Raw genomic sequence first — 19037 nt, 5'->3', positions numbered from 1 at the left:
TTACTCAATTATAGTTGAATAGCTAAAGAATCAAGGTGGTTTTAATGGAAGATATCAATCTGTCTGGTGGCATTAATCAAGCTACAAATTGGCTTATTAATCATCAGGATTTAATCATTCAATATCTGGTCAATACTGTTGCTGCTATTCTGATTCTTGTTCTGGGGTTGATGGCGGCGAAACTCATTAGTAAGGGCGTGAAAAGAGTTATGTCATTGCGTGGCATTGATGTAACGGTATCAGATTTCCTAGCTGCTATTGTTCGTTATTCGATAATTGCATTCACTATTATTGCAGTTTTGGGCAAATTGGGTGTTCAGACGGCTTCGGTCATTGCGGTTATCGGTGCTGCTGGTTTAGCTGTTGGTTTGGCTTTACAAGGTTCTTTGTCCAACTTTGCCGCAGGGGTATTGCTGGTGGCTTTTCGTCCAATCCGTGCGGGCGAATATGTTATTTTGGGCGCGGTTGAGGGCACGGTTGTTCAGGTGCAGATTTTCTCTACTACATTGCGTACAGCGGATGACAAAATCATCGTAATTCCGAATGGGAAAATTATTGCAGATAATGTTATTAATACCAGCCGTGAACCGAATCGTCGAACTCAGATTATGGTCGGTGTTGCGTATAATGCGGATATTGATGAAGTCAAAAAAGTATTAGGCAATGTTATTGCCGCAGACAACCGTATTCAGCATGACAAAGGCGTGACGATTCGTTTGCATGAAATGGCGCCTTCTTCACTGAATTTTATTGTGCGTGTATGGACGACCAATGGTGATGCTTGGGAGGTTTATTGGGATTTGATGGAGAATTTTAAACGTACATTGGATAAGCACAATATCAGTATTCCTTATCCACAAATGGATGTTTATTTGCATCAGAATCAGGCTATGGCGCGGAATAAAATGTGTGATTAATCAGAGGACGTTGGATAATAACCTTCTGATGGAGTGAATAGACAGTAAATTTTACCAGTAAATCAGCGCCGCGCTATGGATAGCGCGGACGCTCTGTTCTCTTGGCTTATTTTATTGACATAGGGTATTAAGGTTGTTTTTAATAAAATCATCGTTGATATCTTCTGTCAGTGCTATTTTCTTGTTATCAGATAAGCAAAGGACAGCGGATGAAACATCTGAAGTATGAAGATTAATATCAGCAGCAACTATCCCATCACCTTTTTCACCCTGTATTTTTAGAATAAAACGCTCGCAGCCTTTTTTACATAAAAACGGTTGATAATGGCTGAGTGTTACGTCTGTAATATTTGCTGTACCAATATAGTATTCAATTGTTTCATAGTGGTTTAATGCCTCTTCAACATCATTTCGCAGTAAATAGTAGTTTCTGACAGTAAGAATAGCAATAATAATGATTACTAACAGTATGAAACCCATAATTTTTTTCAAAATAACCTCTTCCTCTTATTTTCATAGAATTGATAGATTCATTAACGCTTTTAGTATGTATTAGCTTGATTTCCTTTGAATTAATCAAATGGTTCTCCTGTAAAAATCTGCTTTTTGGTTGGTTATTAAAATTTCTTATGATCAATTAGAAGCATTTATTTCCTCTAATGCGCTATTCTTCTTAATATTCTGAACATTGAAATAGCAAAGTGAATAATTATCGAGGAGTTTTTTTATGTTATCGACATTTGTGCAGGGTTTTTTTCTTAGCGCAGCAATGATTTTGCCTCTTGGTCCACAAAATGCCTTTGTTATGCAGCAAGGTAGCAAGAGACAATTTCATTTGATGAGTGCAACTTTGTGCGCGATCAGTGATGGTTTTCTGATTGGTGTCGGTGTATTTGGTGGTAGTGCATTACTTAGTCAGTCAACTTTACTCTTGCAGCTTGTCACCTGGGGAGGTGTTGCTTTTTTATTCTGGTATGGATGGGGGGCTTTACGTGTGGTTTTGTTTGCCAATGTTGAACAGATGCAGGCGAGTAGTACAGCAAAAAACCGTTGGCGGGTAATTGCGATTATCTTTGCGGTCACTTGGTTAAATCCGCATGTTTATTTAGATACCATTGTTGTTTTGGGCAGTATTGGTGGTCAGTTATCTTCAGAACTCAGGCCCTGGTTTACTTTTGGTGCGGCAAGTGCCTCTGTTAGTTGGTTTTTTTCTCTGTCATTGCTGGCCGCATGGTTTTCCCCTGTGTTAAGTAAGCCGCTTTCTCAACGGATTATTAATGGGTTTATCTGTGTCATAATGTGGTATATCGCATGGCAACTTGCTAAGCAGGGATTACTAATTTCTGATTGAGCTGGACACTTCTTTGCATGCAGTCTCTGTGTTAGTGTTTTATTCATCCCATGTATATTTCGGTTTTTCCGTGGGATGAACATTTTCTGTAACAGGTTTTCTTCGGAGGTTGTGTGAAATTGAAATCATTAGGGTTGGCCGCTATGTTAAGTGCCGGGGTGCCACTGGCTGCACAGGCTGCTGATTTACCCGGAGTCCCTCATGTTATTACTTCTGGTAATGCGGTAGTGAAAGCAGAACCGGATATAGCAACATTGATGATTAACGTCAATATTTCTGCTAAAGATGCTTCTGGAGCTAAAAAGCAGGTTGATGAACTGGTTGCTAAATATTTTGATTTTCTGAAAAAGAACGGTATTGAAAAGAAAGATATTGATGCAGCGAATTTGCGTACTCAACCTGATTATGAGTATGACAATGTATCTGGCAAATCAGTGCTGAAAGGCTATCGTGCGATCCGTTCAGTGGAGGTGAAGGTTCGTAAGTTAGATCAACTTAATGATCTGCTAGATGGTGCATTAAAAGCGGGTTTGAACGAAATCGTATCTGTTCAATTTGGGGTGGACAATCCGCAAAAATATCGTGACGAAGCCCGTCAGAAAGCCATTGAGAATGCGATTGAACAAGCTGATGCATTGGCGAAAGGCTTTAATAGCCAAGTTGGTTCGATATACAGTATCAATTACCGGGCGCCAGAGGTGATTGACCATATGAAGTATCGCAATTCTGATGTGATGATGGCGGGAGGTGCTGCTGCTGGAGTGGGTGAAACTTACCAGCAGGATAGCATCAATTTCAGCGATCAGGTTGATGTTGTGTTTGAACTAAAACCTTAATCAGTGTCATCTTGTCTTAACATCTGACGCCCAAATTTTAACAGGGCGTCAGTCACTTTTTTCATGGTCCTGCTTTCTGGTGCGAAACGATGCCAATAGAGCATCCGGCGCTGACATAAACCCGGTGTCAGGTCGATCAGTTCACCATTTCTCAATTCCTGATCAATCTGTAAATGAGGGATCATACAACAGGTGGAGCCCTGTTTTGCCAGTTGTACAAAGGCTTCAGATGAGTTGACGATATGACATGGAACGCTACCCGGCGATAATTCGAAGTTCTGTTGTAAAAATGCCTGATGCATATCATCCAGGTGATCAAATGCAACCGCAGGGGCTTTTAGTAACGCCGAACGGGTAACCCCATTTGGGAAATAGCGAGCAGCAAATTCTGGTGAGGCGACAAACAGGTAATCCAGGGCGCCTAATTTATCGACCAGACAACTAGGTAGTGGTTGCGGTTGAATACTGACCGCGCCAACGACTTCGCCTCTTCTTAACTGTTCTTGAGTCCGGGTTTCATCTTCAACTTGGATATTGAGCCGGATAGGTGAGTCAGCGAGTACCGGGTGTAGAGCCGGTAACAGCCAGGTTGCTAAGCTGTCAGCGTTGACTGCCAATGAAAGCAGCAATGGAGTATCTGTACCCTGTTCATCGCCTAACCATTGTTCTTCCAACAACTCTACCTGATGTAATAGTGCCAGTAGTTTTTGTCCTTGTTCGGTGGGGCGCGGAGGAACAGTGCGTACCAGCAGAGGCTGACCGAACAGATTTTCCAACTGCTTGATACGTTGAGAAACTGCTGATTGAGTGATACAGAGTTTCTGGGCGGCACGCTCGAAACCGCGTTCTCGGATCACCGCATCTAAGGCTTGTAGTGTTCGGTAGTCAGGGCGTTTCATTGTAGAAAGATTCTCCACTTAATTTTGCTGAGTAGCACTGTTTATTTTTCTGAATATCACTATGCCATATTTTCCTGATGGATGAGGAAATTATCTGGCGGGCCGTAAAATCCTACCTTCCAGAAATTACTCATGTTATACCCCATTTGGATAAATTTTTGTTGGTTAGTAACCTTTGGGAAGGTGGTTCCATTTTTGAAGTCTAAGTTTGTTGACGTGGTTGAATAGGCGATATGCTCAGGAGAAATCACTGGGTGAAACTGTTTTTGGCTTAATGATGAATTTTTGATCTGATTAAAGATTGTTTGCATGTTTCGCTTAAGTGTGGTTTTTCAATAAAATTGTTAAAAAAGCGTTATTTTTGGCTATTTAATAACAATATGGGTAAGGTTGCTTTTTATGCTGTCACTGAAACATGTTGCACAATTAACATATAATACTTTGCAGTTATATATGGATCAGAGAGGAATAGATTTGGCAGTTGGTCCTATCTCTGACAGCGATGCAAACATGTTAACAAGAGCGTATGGTGAGCTTAATTGGGACTATTATATTACAGAGATCAGTAATCGACATGACTGTTTCAGCTTATGTATAAAATTTGTCACATCAAGAGAAAATCTCCAAATTGAGTCTGTTCCGGCTGGGGTCGCCCTATCGACATATGATTTGAACGATAAGAGTTTTAATATCCATGTATTGGAAAATTTTGTGAAGGATACAGAAAATCACCCGTTGCATAGAAAGATGCTTTTGTATACTCTGTATGCAACATTGATTTTCATGAATATGGTTGATGGTGAAGACGTCAGGATTCATGAACCCGTTAAGGATAAAATAGCTTACTATCGTTCGTTTGGTTTTGAGCTAGAGCGTTGTGGATATGTAATGTCATGTGATATTAAGACATTAACAGCAAAATTGAAAAGTAGGTCTAAGGAGTTAGCTCTTTGAAATCTCTGCGTTTATATGTGCGTTATAGTGTCCAGATAGACCAAGTCAAGTAGAATAGTTATGTTGTTTATTTAGATTGGTTGAAGGTGAAGTCTTACTAAATTTGTTGCTATGACCATAACAGAAAGATTTTGTCGGGGAATTTTTATCCCGTATGACTAAATCAGTTCAGTAATGTGAAGTTGTTTTAGAGGTGTTGCTATGAGAGCACAAAAAGAACCGATGTTCGATACCATTCAAACTTATAAAAAAGCTGGAGAGACTTTGGATTTTCTTATGAAAGTGGGGCCGGTTTTGGAAGAACATGCACAGGCGCCAAGCCAAGAAAAGCAAGGTCGTCGTCGCAATAAAGAAGCTGCATAAACATCACTTTTTTTGTAGCCCGCCATATGGCGGGTTTTTGGCATCATTTAATCTTATATTTCCCATAACTTATCCTACTCAACTTTAATTGAATTGCGGTTTCTTTGTTGCCGTCAAAGTTTATACTAGTCGAGGTCTTTCCTTGTAACTGGTAACTGATATAGGCAATGAATTGATATGACTCAGGACGAACTGAAAAAAGCAGTAGGTTGGGCAGCACTCGAATTTGTTACACCAGGAACAATTGTGGGTGTGGGGACAGGTTCAACGGCTTCACATTTTATTGATGCCCTCGGTTCCATTAAAGATCAGATTGAAGGGGCAGTATCCAGCTCTGAGGCTTCTACTGAGAAGCTAAAAAGCTTGGGAATTCCTGTATTCGATTGTAATGAAGTGGATTCCCTTGATATCTATGTTGATGGTGCGGATGAAATCAATGGCAATATGCAGATGATTAAAGGCGGGGGTGCTGCATTAACGCGTGAAAAAATCATTGCTGCAATAGCTAAAAAATTCGTTTGTATTGTTGATGCTTCTAAAAAAGTTGATGTATTGGGTAAATTTCCTCTGCCGGTTGAAGTGATTCCAATGGCTCGCGCCTATGTTGCTCGTGAGTTGGTTAAATTGGGGGGAGTACCAAAATATCGTCAGAATGTTGTGACTGATAACGGCAATCTAATCCTTGATGTGCATAATCTAGCCATACTCGATCCTGTTGAGTTAGAGAATAAAATTAATCGTATCTCAGGTGTGGTGACTGTGGGCCTATTTGCTAACCGTGGTGCGGATATTATATTGATGGGAACACTTGATGGAGTGAAAACCATCACTCAATAATATTATTCGTAGAGGGCGAAATTTTTCGCCCTTAAAAATTTTTTCACTTTTAAAATAGGTGAAGAATTTAGTGATATATTTCATATCTCTGATTGTTATTTAATCCAAATCCTAATTTTGTTCTTTTTCGGATCATTTTATTCCGCATAATAACTACTTTGTTAAGACTTATGTGACAAGAATAGCAATCGTTTATATTGCTGTGTTCGTTTTTTTTGTTATGTTGAGAGAATGAATCTTAAATGTAACGAAGCGTAACAATAGGCAGGATAAATGGTTAAGGTATCTCTGGAAAAAGATAAGATTAAATTTTTGCTATTAGAAGGTGTGCATCAAAGCACGGTAGAAAATCTGCGAGCAGCCGGTTATAGCAATATCGAATATCATAAGGGAGCATTAGATTCCAAAGAGTTAAAAGAGGCAATTCGTGATACCCATTTTGTTGGTATCCGTTCCCGCACACAACTGACCGAAGAGATTTTTCAGGCAGCCGAAAAATTGGTTGCTGTAGGTTGTTTCTGTATTGGCACCAATCAGGTTGATCTGAAAGCGGCGGCAAAACGTGGTATTCCTGTCTTTAATGCGCCATTTTCTAATACTCGTTCGGTTGCTGAAATGGTTCTTGGTGAATTGCTGTTACTGCTGCGTCGTATCCCTTTAGCGAATGCGAAAGCTCATCGAGGAGTGTGGGATAAGCAGGCTAAGGGCTGCTATGAAGTGCGTGGGAAAAAACTGGGTATTATAGGTTACGGTCATATTGGTACTCAGCTTGGTATTCTGGCTGAAAATATTGGTATGGATGTCTACTTTTATGATATTGAAAACAAATTGCCATTAGGTAATGCCCATCAGGTACGTCATTTGTCAGAATTACTGAATATGAGCGATGTGATTAGTTTGCATGTACCAGAAACGCCATCAACGAAAAATATGATTGGTGCAACGGAACTGACACTGATGAAACCGGGTTCTATCTTGATCAATGCTTCACGTGGGACGGTGGTGGATATCCCGGCATTATGTGATGCATTGGAAAGTGAACATCTGTCAGGGGCGGCTGTGGATGTGTTCCCTGTTGAACCGGCAACTAATAATGATCCGTTTGAGTCACCGCTGTGTAAATTTGATAATGTGTTGCTGACCCCGCATATCGGTGGTTCTACCCAGGAAGCGCAGGAAAACATTGGTTATGAAGTCGCAGGAAAATTAGCGAAATACTCTGATAATGGTTCTACCTTATCAGCAGTAAACTTCCCAGAAGTGTCTCTTCCTGTTCATGCTGATGATACCAACCGGTTTTTGCATATTCATGAAAATCGTCCGGGTATATTGAACAGTATTAACCAAGTGTTTGCTGAACAGGATATCAATATCGCCGCTCAATATCTGCGTACCAGTGGGGATATGGGTTATGTGGTTATCGATATTGTGACTGAAAATCCTGCTCAAGCTGAAATGGTATTCCAGAAACTGAAAGCACTGCCGGGCACTATCCGTTCTCGTCTGCTTTACTGATTATTTTGAACTATCATAAATGGGCGCTTTGTATAAGGCGCCCATTTTTTACTACCATTGCCAGATTTTTTCAGGTGTGATGATTTCGGGTAATGGGATATCCCATTCGGCTGATGGCAGTGTATCGACTAACTGGCAGTTATGCGCCAGACCTATCGGATAGAAATTTTTTTGTTGCCACTGGCTCAGAGTACGATCGTAAAAGCCGCCTCCCATGCCGAGTCGCTGCCCTGTGCGGTCAAAAGCAACCAGAGGAATCATCATGATATCCAGTTCTGATAATGGTAAAACTTGTTTAACATCTAGCGGTGGCTCTTCTATATTGAAGCGATTTCTGATGAGCGGGGTATCGGGTTGATAGTTTAAAAACAGCAGATGGTGATAACTGAAAGGGTGTAATACGGGCAGGTAGATCTGCTTATTTTGTTGCCAGAGTTGGTTAATCAGTGGACGGGTATCGAGTTCACCATCAAACGAAAGAAATAGTGCGATTTTATTGGCTTGGCGAATTTTGGGGTGGTTAATCGTTCGCTCAGCAGCCTGCTTGGCAAAAAGGGATTGTTGTTCAGGAGTAAGTTCTCGGCGTTGCTGGCGTATTCTCTTTCTAATGCTTTGTCTGAGTGATAATAGGGACTCTGATTGCATAGAACCTGCCGGTGGGTAGCAGTAGCGATTAAGGTTGAGATTCTCCAAGATGCCGTTACAGGTAGTAACCCTTGAACCCTTGGTTCAAGGTGAACGCAGCGTCGCAGCTTTAAGGCTTCTCGGCCGAACCGAGCATGCACACCAGACTACGGAGCACCACATTCTATAATGTATGAAATATCGGCTCAGGGGACTTTCCCCGTTAACGAACATCTCAGAGAAATTTATTCAGCGCTTGTAAGCAACTTTATGACACCTATTGTATGAAACTAAATACAGAAAGCAACTAATTCTCGAATGATTCACTCACTAATGTATGATTTATCAATAGAATTCATTCATTTGGTGAAATAGCGCTCTCAGTGATGCGACCTTGTTCCACTAATGCTTGTTCTATAGTCTGTTGAAGCATCTTTATTTTCTGTTCCATATTATAGGCATAGTCACGGGTTTTCACTTTTTCTTGTGCCAATTCGTGACAGATATTCAGTGCTACAATAAAAATCAGTTGTTCAGTATTGGTTACTCTGGTGCGCTCTTTTAAATCGTCTAAACGTTGTTCAAGTTCCACAGCCGCTGCCAGTAATGCTTCTTTTTGCTCTGATGGACAATTGACACGTAGTGACCGCCCAAAAATCTGGATATCTACCGGTTGTGCAGACATGACCCCTTCCTGACTTATTACTGCGCTCCGGTTTTAATTCTGAATTTACAGAATTGAAACCGGCGCCAATCATTATAACGCGATACCGATAGACAACTCACGATTAGCGACGGTTGTTGTCTGGTATAGCGACTCCCCTTGGTGGTAGCATAGCATGAACTTACACCGTCAACGATGACCAATACACATGTCTATACAGAATTCATTACCAGATTATCAATCTTTTGACGAAATATTGCATCAACAGTCAGTGGCACTGACGGCAGCGGAGATGCATGGGTTAATTAGCGGCCTGCTGTGCGGCGGTAATCGCGACAGTAGTTGGCAGGTCTTAGTTCATGACTTAGCGAATGATGGGCTCGCTTTTTCCTATCCATTAGCTCAACAATTGCGTGAATTACGTGAAATCACATTTGAATCACTGGATGACAGTAATTTTACATTCGGTTTATTGCTGCCTGATGAGGAAGATAATGTGTTTGAACGAGCAGATGCATTAGCTGGATGGGTTAACCATTTTTTGCTGGGATTAGGAGTTGCTCAACCGAAGTTCGCTGATAAAAAAGAGATCGGGGAAATTATTAGTGACTTGCGCAATATCGGTCTGCTTGGTTATGAAGAAGGTGATGATCAAGAAGAGTTGGCTCAGGCGCTGGAAGAGGTCCTTGAATATGTGCGGGTAGCTGCGCAGCTTTGTTATATCGCCTTTACTGAACCTAAAACCGTTTTAATCGCAAAAAATGACAAACCAACATTGCATTAATTGGTGTTTATTGAACGCAAAATAATTAACTCAGTCGCAGGAGAGGGTATGCTCAAACAAGAATATTTATCCCGCCGTCAGGCTTTATTGGCAAAAATGGCTCCGGCCAGCGCAGCGATTATTTTTTCTGCCCCGCCTGCGCCACGAAATTCAGATAATGAACATCCTTATCGTCAGCATAGCGATTTCCTTTATTTAACTGGGTTTAATGAACCGGAAGCGGTGCTGATATTAATTAAGAGTGATGATACGCATAGTCATAGCGTGCTTTTTAATCGAGCGCGTGACTTAACAGCGGAAATTTGGTTTGGTCGCCGTCTTGGACAAGAAGCGGCACCGGAAAAACTGGGTATTGATCGCGCTTTGCCTGTTGATGATATCAAAGAAGAACTTTATCTGTTGCTGAATGGTTTGGATGTGGTTTATCACGCACAAGGCGAATTTGCCTACGCAGATGAAATTGTCTTTCAGGCGTTGGATATATTAAGAAAGGGCAGTCGTCGTAATCTTTCAGCGCCTTTAACGATAACTGACTGGCGCCCTTGGGTGCATGAAATGCGGTTGATCAAATCTAAGGCAGAAATTGAAATTATGCGTCGGGCAGGTGAAATCAGCGCTCAGGCCCATATGCGCGCGATGAAAGCTTGCTGCTCAGGAATGTTTGAGTATCAACTGGAAGCTGAAATTCATCACGAATTTACTTATCACGGGGCTCGTTACCCGGCTTACAACACGATTGTAGGGAGCGGTGAAAATAGCTGTATTCTGCACTACACCGAGAATGAAAGTAGGATGAAAGAAGGTGATTTGGTGTTGATTGACGCAGGTTGTGAATATCTGGGTTATGCCGGAGATATCACCCGTACTTTCCCTGTCAATGGCAAGTTTACCCGTGCTCAGCGTGAAATTTACGATATCGTACTGAAAACGCTCAATATTTCATTGGAGTTGTATAAGCCAGGCGCCAGCATCAACAAAGTCACAGAACATGTCGTGCGGATTATGGTAGAAGAGTTGGTGAGGCTAGGCATTATGCACGGCGAAGTTGAACACTTAATCGAAACTAAAGCTTATCGCCAGTTCTTTATGCATGGCCTCAGTCATTGGTTAGGATTGGATGTGCATGATGTCGGTGACTATGGTGTAGAGCGTGACCGTATTTTGCAACCAGGAATGGTATTGACGGTTGAACCGGGGCTTTATATTGCCCCGGATGCAGATGTGCCGGTGGAATATCGGGGTATCGGTATCCGTATTGAAGATGACATTTTGATCACTGAAACAGGTAATGAAAACCTGACAGCCAGTGTCGTTAAAGAAGCTGATGAGATTGAAGCTCTGATGGCGAAAGCAAAACAGGGTTAAGTTAAGAATGAACGTGATTATCGTTGGTGGAGGCATGACCGGCGCGACGCTTGCGTTGGCGATATCTTCCCTGAGTAAGGGGCGGATTCATGTGTCCCTGATTGAAGCAGCAGAGCCGGAGCAGAAACATCCCGGTTTTGATGCCAGAGCGATAGCGCTGGCTTACGGTACTTGTCAGCGTTTACAACAGATTGGCGTTTGGTCTGCTCTGGAAGATTATGTGATACCAATAACTCACGTTCATGTTAGTGATCGTGGTCATGCAGGGCCTGTGAACCTTTATGCAAAGGAATATAACATTCCAGCTTTGGGTAGTGTTATCGAATTGTATGATGCAGGGCAGTGTTTGTTCAAATTACTGAAAAATGCGCCTGGTGTAACGCTATATTGTCCATCCAGGGTTATGGCTGTTGAAAGAACCCTGTCATCGGTCGCTGTTACTCTGGACAGTGGTGAACGCCTGCAAGGCGAATTGCTGGTAGCGGCAGATGGCAGCCATTCTGCTATTGGTCACGCTTGTAATATTCAGTGGCAACGGCGCGCTTATGAACAGGTTGCCGTGATTACAAATGTACTGACTTCAGAGCATCCGCAAGGCAGTGCATTTGAACGTTTCACAGAATATGGCCCACTGGCTTTGCTGCCAATGTCCGGGGGGCGGAGCTCGCTGGTATGGTGCCATCAGTTGGCGCGGAAAAAGGAGATAGCGGGTTGGAATAACGAGCAATTTCTTAGGCAGTTACAGCAAGCATTTGGCTGGAGACTAGGGAAAATATTGGAAACCGGTCAGCGTCACAGCTATCCATTGACACTATCTACTGCAAATCAACAAATTAGCCACCGATTGGCGCTGGTGGGAAATGCCGCGCAAACATTACATCCGATTGCTGGTCAGGGTTTTAATCTTGGTATGCGAGATGTTATGACACTGGCTCAGATTGTTTCTGAGGCTTTTGCTGCTGGTCAGGATATTGGTACTTATCAGGTTTTGACCAACTATCAACAACAACGAGTTTTAGATCGGGAAAACACCATCGATATTACCGATGGATTGATACGGATATTTGCCAATCGTTATTTTCCATTACAAATCGGGCGTCACTTTGGCCTGATGATGATGGAAAAATGCTCTCCTATGCGGGATATACTGGCCCGTCAGACTCTAGGTTGGATCGCCCAAAGATAACCGCAGATCGCAGATAAAGCAGACAAAATAAGAGGACATTATATTATGCAATCATTTGACGTGGTTATCGCTGGTGGCGGTATGGTGGGTTTGGCGCTTGCCTGTGGTTTACAAGGCAGTGGCTTGCGGGTGGCGGTGGTGGAGAGTTATCCGCCTGCTCAACCTGTTATTGCTGGAGAAGAGTATGCTTTGCGGGTTTCTGCGATTAATGCAGCTAGCGAGCGCCTGTTACAGCATCTTGGTGTGTGGCGACAGATCTTGGATATGCGTGCCAGTCCTTATCAAGAAATGGAAGTTTGGGAACGGGATAGTTTTGGCCGTATTCAATTCAGTGCGGCTGAATATGGGCTGGAATATCTTGGTCATATCATTGAAAACCGGGTTATCCGTGAGACATTATGGAAAAAGGCAGACAGCTTATCTGATGTGACCATTTTGGCGCCGGCGGCTTTGAAGCAGGTTGCTTGGGGTGAAAATGAAGCTTTTATGACTTTATCCGATGGTCGTATGTTAACTGCTCGTTTAGTTGTTGGTGCTGATGGCGCTCATTCATGGTTGCGTCAACATGCTGATATCCCTCTCACATTCTGGGATTATGAACATCATGCATTGGTCGCCACTATTCGCACCGAAGAGCCACACGGCGGGGTTGCCCGTCAGGTCTTTTATGGTGATGGTGTTTTGGCGTTTTTGCCGCTTGCCGATTCCCATTTGTGTTCTATTGTCTGGTCACTGCCGGGTGAGGTCGCAGAACAGTACAAACAGTTTGATCATAAGCGTTTCAACCAGCAATTGGCGGTAGATTTTGATCTGCGTCTTGGTCAATGTGAACTGATGAGTGAGCGTCTGACAATTCCACTGACCGGTCGTTATGCCCGTAATTTTGCGGCTCATCGTCTGGCCCTGTTAGGCGATGCAGCTCATACCATTCACCCATTGGCAGGTCAGGGGGTGAATTTGGGCTTTATGGATGTCGCTGAACTGATAGGTGAATTACGTCGTTTGCATGGTCAGGGAAAAGATATTGGTCAGCACTTTTATTTACGTCGCTATGAGCGCCGTCGTAAACATGGCGCTGCTGTGATGCTCGCTGGAATGCAGGGCTTTCGCCAATTATTTGATGGCAATAATCCGGCGAAAAAACTTTTGCGGGATGTCGGGTTGTCTCTGGCAGATAATTTACCGGGAATTAAACCTAAATTACTTCGTCAGGCAATGGGGTTGAATGACTTGCCGGACTGGCTCTCCTCTAAGTCCTATTCGGCTGAAAAAATCTAATTTAGCCTCTGCTTATCGATAACTTTTTCTCATATCTTGCTGAAATATGAATAGGTGATTTTATTCATATTTCAGTTAGTTTGTAACAGAAAATGAGTGTTTTCTAAAGTTAATTGTTAATTTTGAGTATTATGACTCATTTTAATAGTTGAAAATTCTGCATACTCATAACACGTTTTTTTGTGGTCACTGAATTGAACCCTATTTTTACTTATGGTTCATTTGGGTTTTCAGTGATAACTTTCATTTTAAGATATCGTTTGCGTCGCGTTTTTTAGCCGCTTTTTGTTCATGATTCACAGTATCTGTCGGTTAATACGCGGTATGTTTTCATGTAGGAAATGAAAAGAGGGAAATAATGGCAAAACAAACTCCATTGTATGACCAGCATCTGGCTTGTGGTGCGCGTATGGTAGATTTTCATGGCTGGATGATGCCTTTGCATTATGGTTCACAAATGGATGAGCATCATACTGTCCGCACTCATGCCGGTATGTTTGATGTTTCCCACATGACGATTGTGGATCTGCATGGTACGGGTTGCCGTGATTTCTTGCGTTATCTGCTGGCAAATGACATTGCTAAATTGACAGAAAAGGGTAAAGCCCTATACACCGGGATGCTTAATGCTTCTGGCGGTGTAATTGATGACCTGATTGTTTATTACCTTAGCAATGATTTTTATCGGCTGGTGGTCAATTCTGCGACCCGTGAGAAAGATCTGGCTTGGATCAATGAGCATGTAGTCAATTATTCGGTTGATATTCAGGTTCGTGATGATCTGGCGTTAATCGCGGTTCAAGGACCGGAAGCTCAGGCAAAAGTACAGTCTCTGTTAAATAATGAACAAAAACAAACTATTGCTGGTATGAAACCTTTCTTTGGTATTCAGGCGGATGATCTATTTATCGCAACAACGGGTTATACCGGTGAAGCGGGTTATGAAGTCGCATTACCAAAAGAGCAAGCCGCGGATTTCTGGCAAAAATTGCTTAATGCCGGCGTTAAGCCCGCGGGGTTAGGGGCGCGTGATACGTTGCGACTTGAAGCGGGTATGAACCTCTATGGACAGGAAATGGATGAAACCATTTCTCCTCTTGCGGCTAACATGGGCTGGACAATCGCCTGGAAACCTGAAGAGCGCCAGTTTATCGGCCGTGAAGCGCTAGAAAAACAGCGCGAAGAGGGCGCTGAACAGTTGGTTGGCTTGGTGATGAGAGAAAAGGGTGTGTTACGTGGCGGTTTAGCGGTTAGCTTTACTGATGAGATGGGCGCCTTACATTCTGGCGTTATTACCAGTGGTACATTCTCTCCAACATTAGGATTCAGTATTGCCCTTGCTCGTGTGCCGCAGGGGATTGGTGAACAGGCGGTTGTCCAAATCCGCAATCGTGAAATGCCGGTTCAGGTAGTCAAACCCAGTTTTGTACGGGCGGGTAAACCTCTCGTATAGTCATTTTTATCGAATAATAACTTGATGAGTAAATAGCGATTTATCCCGGTGGGCATGATTGGTGCGCAGGAACACAAAATAGCCGGATAGGGGTAGATTGCAGGATTGAAGGAGATAATGGTAATGAGTAATGTACCCGCAGAGTTAAAATATGCTGAATCACATGAGTGGGTTCGTGCAGAAGGTAATGGTGAATACACAGTAGGTATTACCGAGCATGCACAGGAGCTGCTAGGCGATATGGTTTTTGTTGATTTGCCGGAAGTAGGCGATGGAATCAATCTTGGCGATGACTGCGCCGTTGTTGAATCAGTAAAAGCGGCTTCTGATATCTATGCGCCACTGAGTGGTGAAATTATTGCCGTTAATGAAGCGCTAAATGACTCGCCTGAATTAGTTAACAGCGAGCCTTATAACGAAGGTTGGCTGTTCCGTATTAAAGCCGCTGATGAAAGTGAACTTTCGAGTTTGCTGGATGCCGAAGGATATCAGGCACTTCTGGACGAAGAAGAATAATATGCTTACCGTCGCCCTGCTTCACATTGTGAGCAGGGCGTTTTTATTTGTATGCCATTTCTGGCCAGCTTCAGGAATTAGTAACAAATGACCCAGACATTAAGCCAACTCGAGAACCAGGGCGAGTTTATCCGCCGTCATATTGGCTCTTCCGCCGAACAGCAAAAAGAGATGCTGGAGACAGTGGGGGCAAGTTCCCTCGATGAGTTAACACAGAAAATTGTTCCCCGTGATATCTCGTTGCCAGAGCCACCCGATGTCGGCGGTGGTGCGACTGAACAGCAAGCATTAGCTGAACTGAAAGCAATCGCCAGCCAAAATAAACGTTACCAATCCTATATTGGTATGGGATATGTGCCTGCTGTGCTTCCGCCGGTTATTTTACGTAATTTATTAGAAAATCCTGGCTGGTATACCGCCTATACGCCTTATCAACCAGAAGTTTCTCAAGGTCGTCTTGAATCACTGTTGAATTTCCAACAAGTGACGATCGATTTGACGGGTTTGGATATTGCCTCTGCCTCTTTGCTGGATGAAGCGACTGCTGCCGCTGAGGCAATGGCAATGGCAAAACGGACCAGCAAACTGAAAAATGCTGACCGTTTCTTTGTTGCTGATGATATCCATCCACAGACACTAGATGTTGTTCGTACCCGCGCTGAAACCTTTGGCTTTGATGTGATTGTGGATAAAGCAGACAAAGTCTTGGAGCTGGACGGTGTATTTGGCGTGTTGTTGCAACAGGTTGGCACAACAGGCGAAGTTCATGATTATGCTGATCTGATCGCACAACTGAAACAGCGCAAAATCATTGTCAGTGTTGCCGCTGACTTGATGGCGTTGGTGCTGCTGACTGCGCCGGGTAAACAAGGGGCTGACATTGTGTTTGGCTCTGCTCAACGCTTTGGGGTACCAATGGGGTATGGTGGTCCCCACGCAGCATTCTTTGCCAGCCGTGATGAATTCAAACGCTCTATGCCGGGACGTATTATCGGCGTATCCCGTGATGCGGCAGGTAATACCGCACTGCGCATGGCAATGCAGACCCGTGAACAGCATATCCGCCGTGAGAAAGCGAATTCCAACATCTGTACTGCTCAGGTATTGTTGGCAAATATCGCGGCGATGTATGCGGTATATCATGGTTTGAAGGGACTGAAACGTATTGCGGGCCGTATTCATCGTCTGACTGACATTCTGGCAGCCGGGTTACAGAAAGCTGGATTGACTCTACGTCACAAAACTTGGTTTGATACGCTGACGGTTGAAGTCGCGGATAAAGCGGCGGTATTGGTCCGGGCAGAGAAAGCTGAAATCAATTTGCGTACCGATATTTACGGCGCGGTGGGTATCACATTGAGTGAGGCTACCCGTCGTGATGATCTGGTCAAATTGTTCTCTGTGCTGACAGGCACGGATGACAAGCTAGATGTTGAAGTACTGGATAAAGCGCTGATGACGGAAAGTCACTCCATTCCTGCCTCAATGTTGCGTAGTGATAACATCCTTCTGCATCCGAATTTCAACCATTATCACAGCGAAACGGATATGATGCGCTATATGCATCGTCTTGAGCGCCGAGATTTGGCACTGAATCAGGCCATGATCCCGTTGGGTTCTTGCACCATGAAACTCAATGCTGCGGCAGAAATGTTACCGATCTCTTGGCCTGAATTTAATCAACTGCATCCATTCTGTCCGCCAGAGCAAGCGCAGGGTTATCAGCAAATGATCAGCCAATTATCTCACTGGCTGGTGCAACTGACAGGTTATGATGCCGTTTGTATGCAGCCAAACTCCGGTGCGCAGGGTGAATATGCGGGTTTGCTGGCTATTCGCCGTTACCATGAAAGTCATGGGGAAGGGCATCGTCATATCTGTCTGATCCCAAGTTCTGCTCATGGCACCAATCCGGCTTCTGCTCATATGGCGGGAATGACGGTTGAGGTGGTGAGTTGCGATAAAGAGGGCAACATTGATCTGGCAGACCTGCGTGAAAAAGCGGAAAAATCCGGTGACGAGCTTTCCTGCATCATGGTGACTTACCCGTCAACCCACGGCGTATATGAAGAAACTATCCGTCAAGTGTGTGAAATCATTCATCAGTATGGTGGTCAGGTTTACCTTGATGGTGCGAATATGAACGCGCAGGTTGGTATTACCGCGCCAGGTTTTATCGGTGCTGATGTTTCGCACCTCAACCTTCACAAAACATTCTGTATCCCACATGGCGGCGGTGGCCCAGGAATGGGGCCGATTGGCGTAAAAGCCCATTTGGCGCCGTTCTTGCCGGGGCACTCGGTAGTTCAAATGGATGGCATTACTGAACAGAGAGCCGTTTCAGCGGCGCCATTTGGTAGTGCTTCTATTCTGCCGATTAGCTGGATGTATATTCGAATGATGGGTTCGCAAGGATTGAAACAGGCAAGCCAGACAGCGATTTTGAATGCTAACTATATTGCTGCTCGTTTAAAGAATGATTATGACGTGCTGTATACGGGGCATAACGGCTATGTGGCCCATGAATGTATTCTGGATATTCGACCGTTGAAAGAAGAATTTGGTATCAGCGAGATGGATATTGCCAAACGCTTGATTGATTACGGCTTCCATGCGCCAACCATGTCATTCCCGGTTGCCGGTACGTTGATGGTGGAACCTACGGAATCAGAAAGCAAAGTGGAAATTGATCGTTTTGTTGATGCTATGCTGGCAATTCGTGCTGAAATTGGCAAAGTGGCGCAAGGTGAGTGGTCATTGGAAGATAACCCATTGGTCAATGCGCCTCACGTACAAGCTGAGCTGGTTTCTGACTGGAGCCATAGTTACAGCCGTGAAATCGCGGTTTTCCCAACCTTAGAAACCAAAACCAATAAATATTGGCCTGCGGTTAAACGCCTCGATGATGTTTACGGTGATCGTAATCTGCATTGTTCCTGCGCACCTATCAGTGATTATCAATAATTACTAATATAATAGTCAACACCAGTATAATAACTGGTGTTGATATTTTTATATTTACTGGTTAAATTGATTTAAACATAAATTAATTTTATATATTTATCGCCTTTCTCTCCCATATTTTACATGCTATTTCTAATCTAATAGTATCTTTTATTACCGATATTTTTATTTAACAAACTGTTTTTATTTATATTTTATTTAAATAAATTTTTATGTGTAATGATATTTCATTAATAACAAATTGAAACTATCATTAATATAATAATTTATTATTATTGTATATTTATAAATCTCATGAATTAAATTTTCCTATGGATGTCTCTTCTATTGAGACAGGGAAACACGGCGAGTAGTACGAGATTGATTCTTTTCCTTAATATCCCGTCACAATTTAATATCTCCAGCCTTACCGCGATTTCACGACATTTCATATAACAAATTCCCCATTATCAGGATTAAAAAATTTAATGTTGATCACATTTTGATCTATATATTCATGCAATGAATTAATTTCACATTAGAATGGTTTAA

At 43.1% G+C, this 19037-nt stretch carries 18 protein-coding genes and 1 other RNA gene; 14 read left to right on the top strand and 5 right to left on the bottom strand.

The annotated features are described in order from the left end of the window. The first annotated feature begins 44 nt into the window (after positions 1-44). On the top strand, positions 45-917 hold the full coding sequence (mscS, locus tag V2H77_RS19050) for a small-conductance mechanosensitive channel MscS (protein WP_341500066.1): 873 nt from the start codon (positions 45-47) through the stop codon (positions 915-917). A 111-nt stretch (positions 918-1028) separates the two neighbouring features. Here mscS and V2H77_RS19045 read toward each other — a convergent pair whose 3' ends face one another. Beyond that, complete coding sequence (locus tag V2H77_RS19045) at positions 1029-1409, bottom strand: hypothetical protein (protein WP_341500065.1); 381 nt, start codon at positions 1407-1409, stop codon at positions 1029-1031. Between the two features lie 235 nt (positions 1410-1644). Between V2H77_RS19045 and argO the strand changes: the two genes are divergently transcribed. Then, entirely contained in the window at positions 1645-2268 is a 624-nt protein-coding gene (argO, locus tag V2H77_RS19040; protein WP_265512621.1) for an arginine exporter ArgO, read from the top strand. 113 nt (positions 2269-2381) lie between these two features. Continuing rightward, positions 2382-3104 carry an oxidative stress defense protein gene (locus V2H77_RS19035; RefSeq protein ID WP_265378510.1) on the top strand — a complete coding sequence of 241 codons (723 nt, stop codon included), beginning with the start codon at positions 2382-2384 and terminating at the stop codon, positions 3102-3104. On the opposite strand, the gene V2H77_RS19030 is transcribed toward V2H77_RS19035, so the two are convergent. Beyond that, on the bottom strand, positions 3101-4003 hold the full coding sequence (locus V2H77_RS19030; protein WP_341500064.1) for a LysR family transcriptional regulator ArgP: 903 nt from the start codon (positions 4001-4003) through the stop codon (positions 3101-3103). The two genes, V2H77_RS19035 and V2H77_RS19030, sit on opposite strands and share 4 nt — an antisense overlap. Positions 4004-4402: 399 nt before the next feature. Here V2H77_RS19030 and V2H77_RS19025 point away from each other — a divergent pair, with 399 nt between their 5' ends. The 4 genes from V2H77_RS19025 (at position 4403) to serA (ending at position 7672) form a co-directional block, all read left to right on the top strand. Continuing rightward, a complete protein-coding gene (locus tag V2H77_RS19025; protein ID WP_341500063.1) occupies positions 4403-4957 on the top strand; it encodes a hypothetical protein in 555 nt (184 codons plus the stop codon). Positions 4958-5158: 201 nt separating this feature from the next. Then, complete coding sequence (locus V2H77_RS19020; protein ID WP_167337834.1) at positions 5159-5320, top strand: hypothetical protein; 162 nt, start codon at positions 5159-5161, stop codon at positions 5318-5320. 177 nt (positions 5321-5497) lie between these two features. After that, on the top strand, positions 5498-6157 hold the full coding sequence (rpiA, locus tag V2H77_RS19015; protein ID WP_049582345.1) for a ribose-5-phosphate isomerase RpiA: 660 nt from the start codon (positions 5498-5500) through the stop codon (positions 6155-6157). 273 nt (positions 6158-6430) lie between these two features. Next, on the top strand, positions 6431-7672 hold the full coding sequence (serA, locus tag V2H77_RS19010; protein ID WP_341500062.1) for a phosphoglycerate dehydrogenase: 1242 nt from the start codon (positions 6431-6433) through the stop codon (positions 7670-7672). Positions 7673-7723: 51 nt separating this feature from the next. Here serA and V2H77_RS19005 read toward each other — a convergent pair whose 3' ends face one another. From V2H77_RS19005 to zapA, 3 genes are all read right to left on the bottom strand, one after another. Then, positions 7724-8317: a 5-formyltetrahydrofolate cyclo-ligase gene (locus tag V2H77_RS19005; RefSeq protein WP_341500061.1), complete on the bottom strand. Its 594-nt coding sequence runs from the start codon at positions 8315-8317 to the stop codon at positions 7724-7726. Positions 8318-8354: 37 nt separating this feature from the next. Continuing rightward, positions 8355-8541: non-coding RNA, 6S RNA (ssrS, locus tag V2H77_RS19000), on the bottom strand. 110 nt (positions 8542-8651) lie between these two features. Then, positions 8652-8981: a cell division protein ZapA gene (gene zapA / locus V2H77_RS18995; protein ID WP_323839944.1), complete on the bottom strand. Its 330-nt coding sequence runs from the start codon at positions 8979-8981 to the stop codon at positions 8652-8654. Positions 8982-9168: 187 nt separating this feature from the next. Between zapA and V2H77_RS18990 the strand changes: the two genes are divergently transcribed. The 7 genes from V2H77_RS18990 (at position 9169) to gcvP (ending at position 18506) form a co-directional block, all read left to right on the top strand. Further along, positions 9169-9744 carry a YecA/YgfB family protein gene (locus V2H77_RS18990; RefSeq protein ID WP_049582340.1) on the top strand — a complete coding sequence of 192 codons (576 nt, stop codon included), beginning with the start codon at positions 9169-9171 and terminating at the stop codon, positions 9742-9744. Positions 9745-9792: 48 nt separating this feature from the next. Further along, on the top strand, positions 9793-11109 hold the full coding sequence (pepP, locus tag V2H77_RS18985; protein WP_341500060.1) for a Xaa-Pro aminopeptidase: 1317 nt from the start codon (positions 9793-9795) through the stop codon (positions 11107-11109). Positions 11110-11116: 7 nt separating this feature from the next. After that, complete coding sequence (ubiH, locus tag V2H77_RS18980) at positions 11117-12295, top strand: 2-octaprenyl-6-methoxyphenyl hydroxylase (protein WP_341500059.1); 1179 nt, start codon at positions 11117-11119, stop codon at positions 12293-12295. A 45-nt stretch (positions 12296-12340) separates the two neighbouring features. Further along, positions 12341-13573 (top strand): FAD-dependent 2-octaprenylphenol hydroxylase, encoded by a 1233-nt coding sequence (gene ubiI / locus V2H77_RS18975; protein WP_341500058.1) that lies wholly within the window; start codon positions 12341-12343, stop codon positions 13571-13573. 358 nt (positions 13574-13931) lie between these two features. Continuing rightward, positions 13932-15026, top strand: a complete 1095-nt coding sequence (gcvT, locus tag V2H77_RS18970; protein ID WP_341500057.1) for a glycine cleavage system aminomethyltransferase GcvT — start codon at positions 13932-13934, stop codon at positions 15024-15026. 123 nt (positions 15027-15149) lie between these two features. Next, entirely contained in the window at positions 15150-15542 is a 393-nt protein-coding gene (gene gcvH, locus V2H77_RS18965) for a glycine cleavage system protein GcvH (RefSeq protein ID WP_341500056.1), read from the top strand. An 87-nt stretch (positions 15543-15629) separates the two neighbouring features. Next, positions 15630-18506: an aminomethyl-transferring glycine dehydrogenase gene (gene gcvP / locus V2H77_RS18960; RefSeq protein WP_341500055.1), complete on the top strand. Its 2877-nt coding sequence runs from the start codon at positions 15630-15632 to the stop codon at positions 18504-18506. Positions 18507-19037: the final 531 nt, after the last annotated feature.

Origin of the sequence: Photorhabdus sp. P32 (assembly GCF_038085095.1) — a bacterium.
GTDB classification, from domain to species: Bacteria; Pseudomonadota; Gammaproteobacteria; order Enterobacterales; family Enterobacteriaceae; genus Photorhabdus; species Photorhabdus luminescens.
This window is presented reverse-complemented; position numbering and strand designations above follow the sequence as displayed.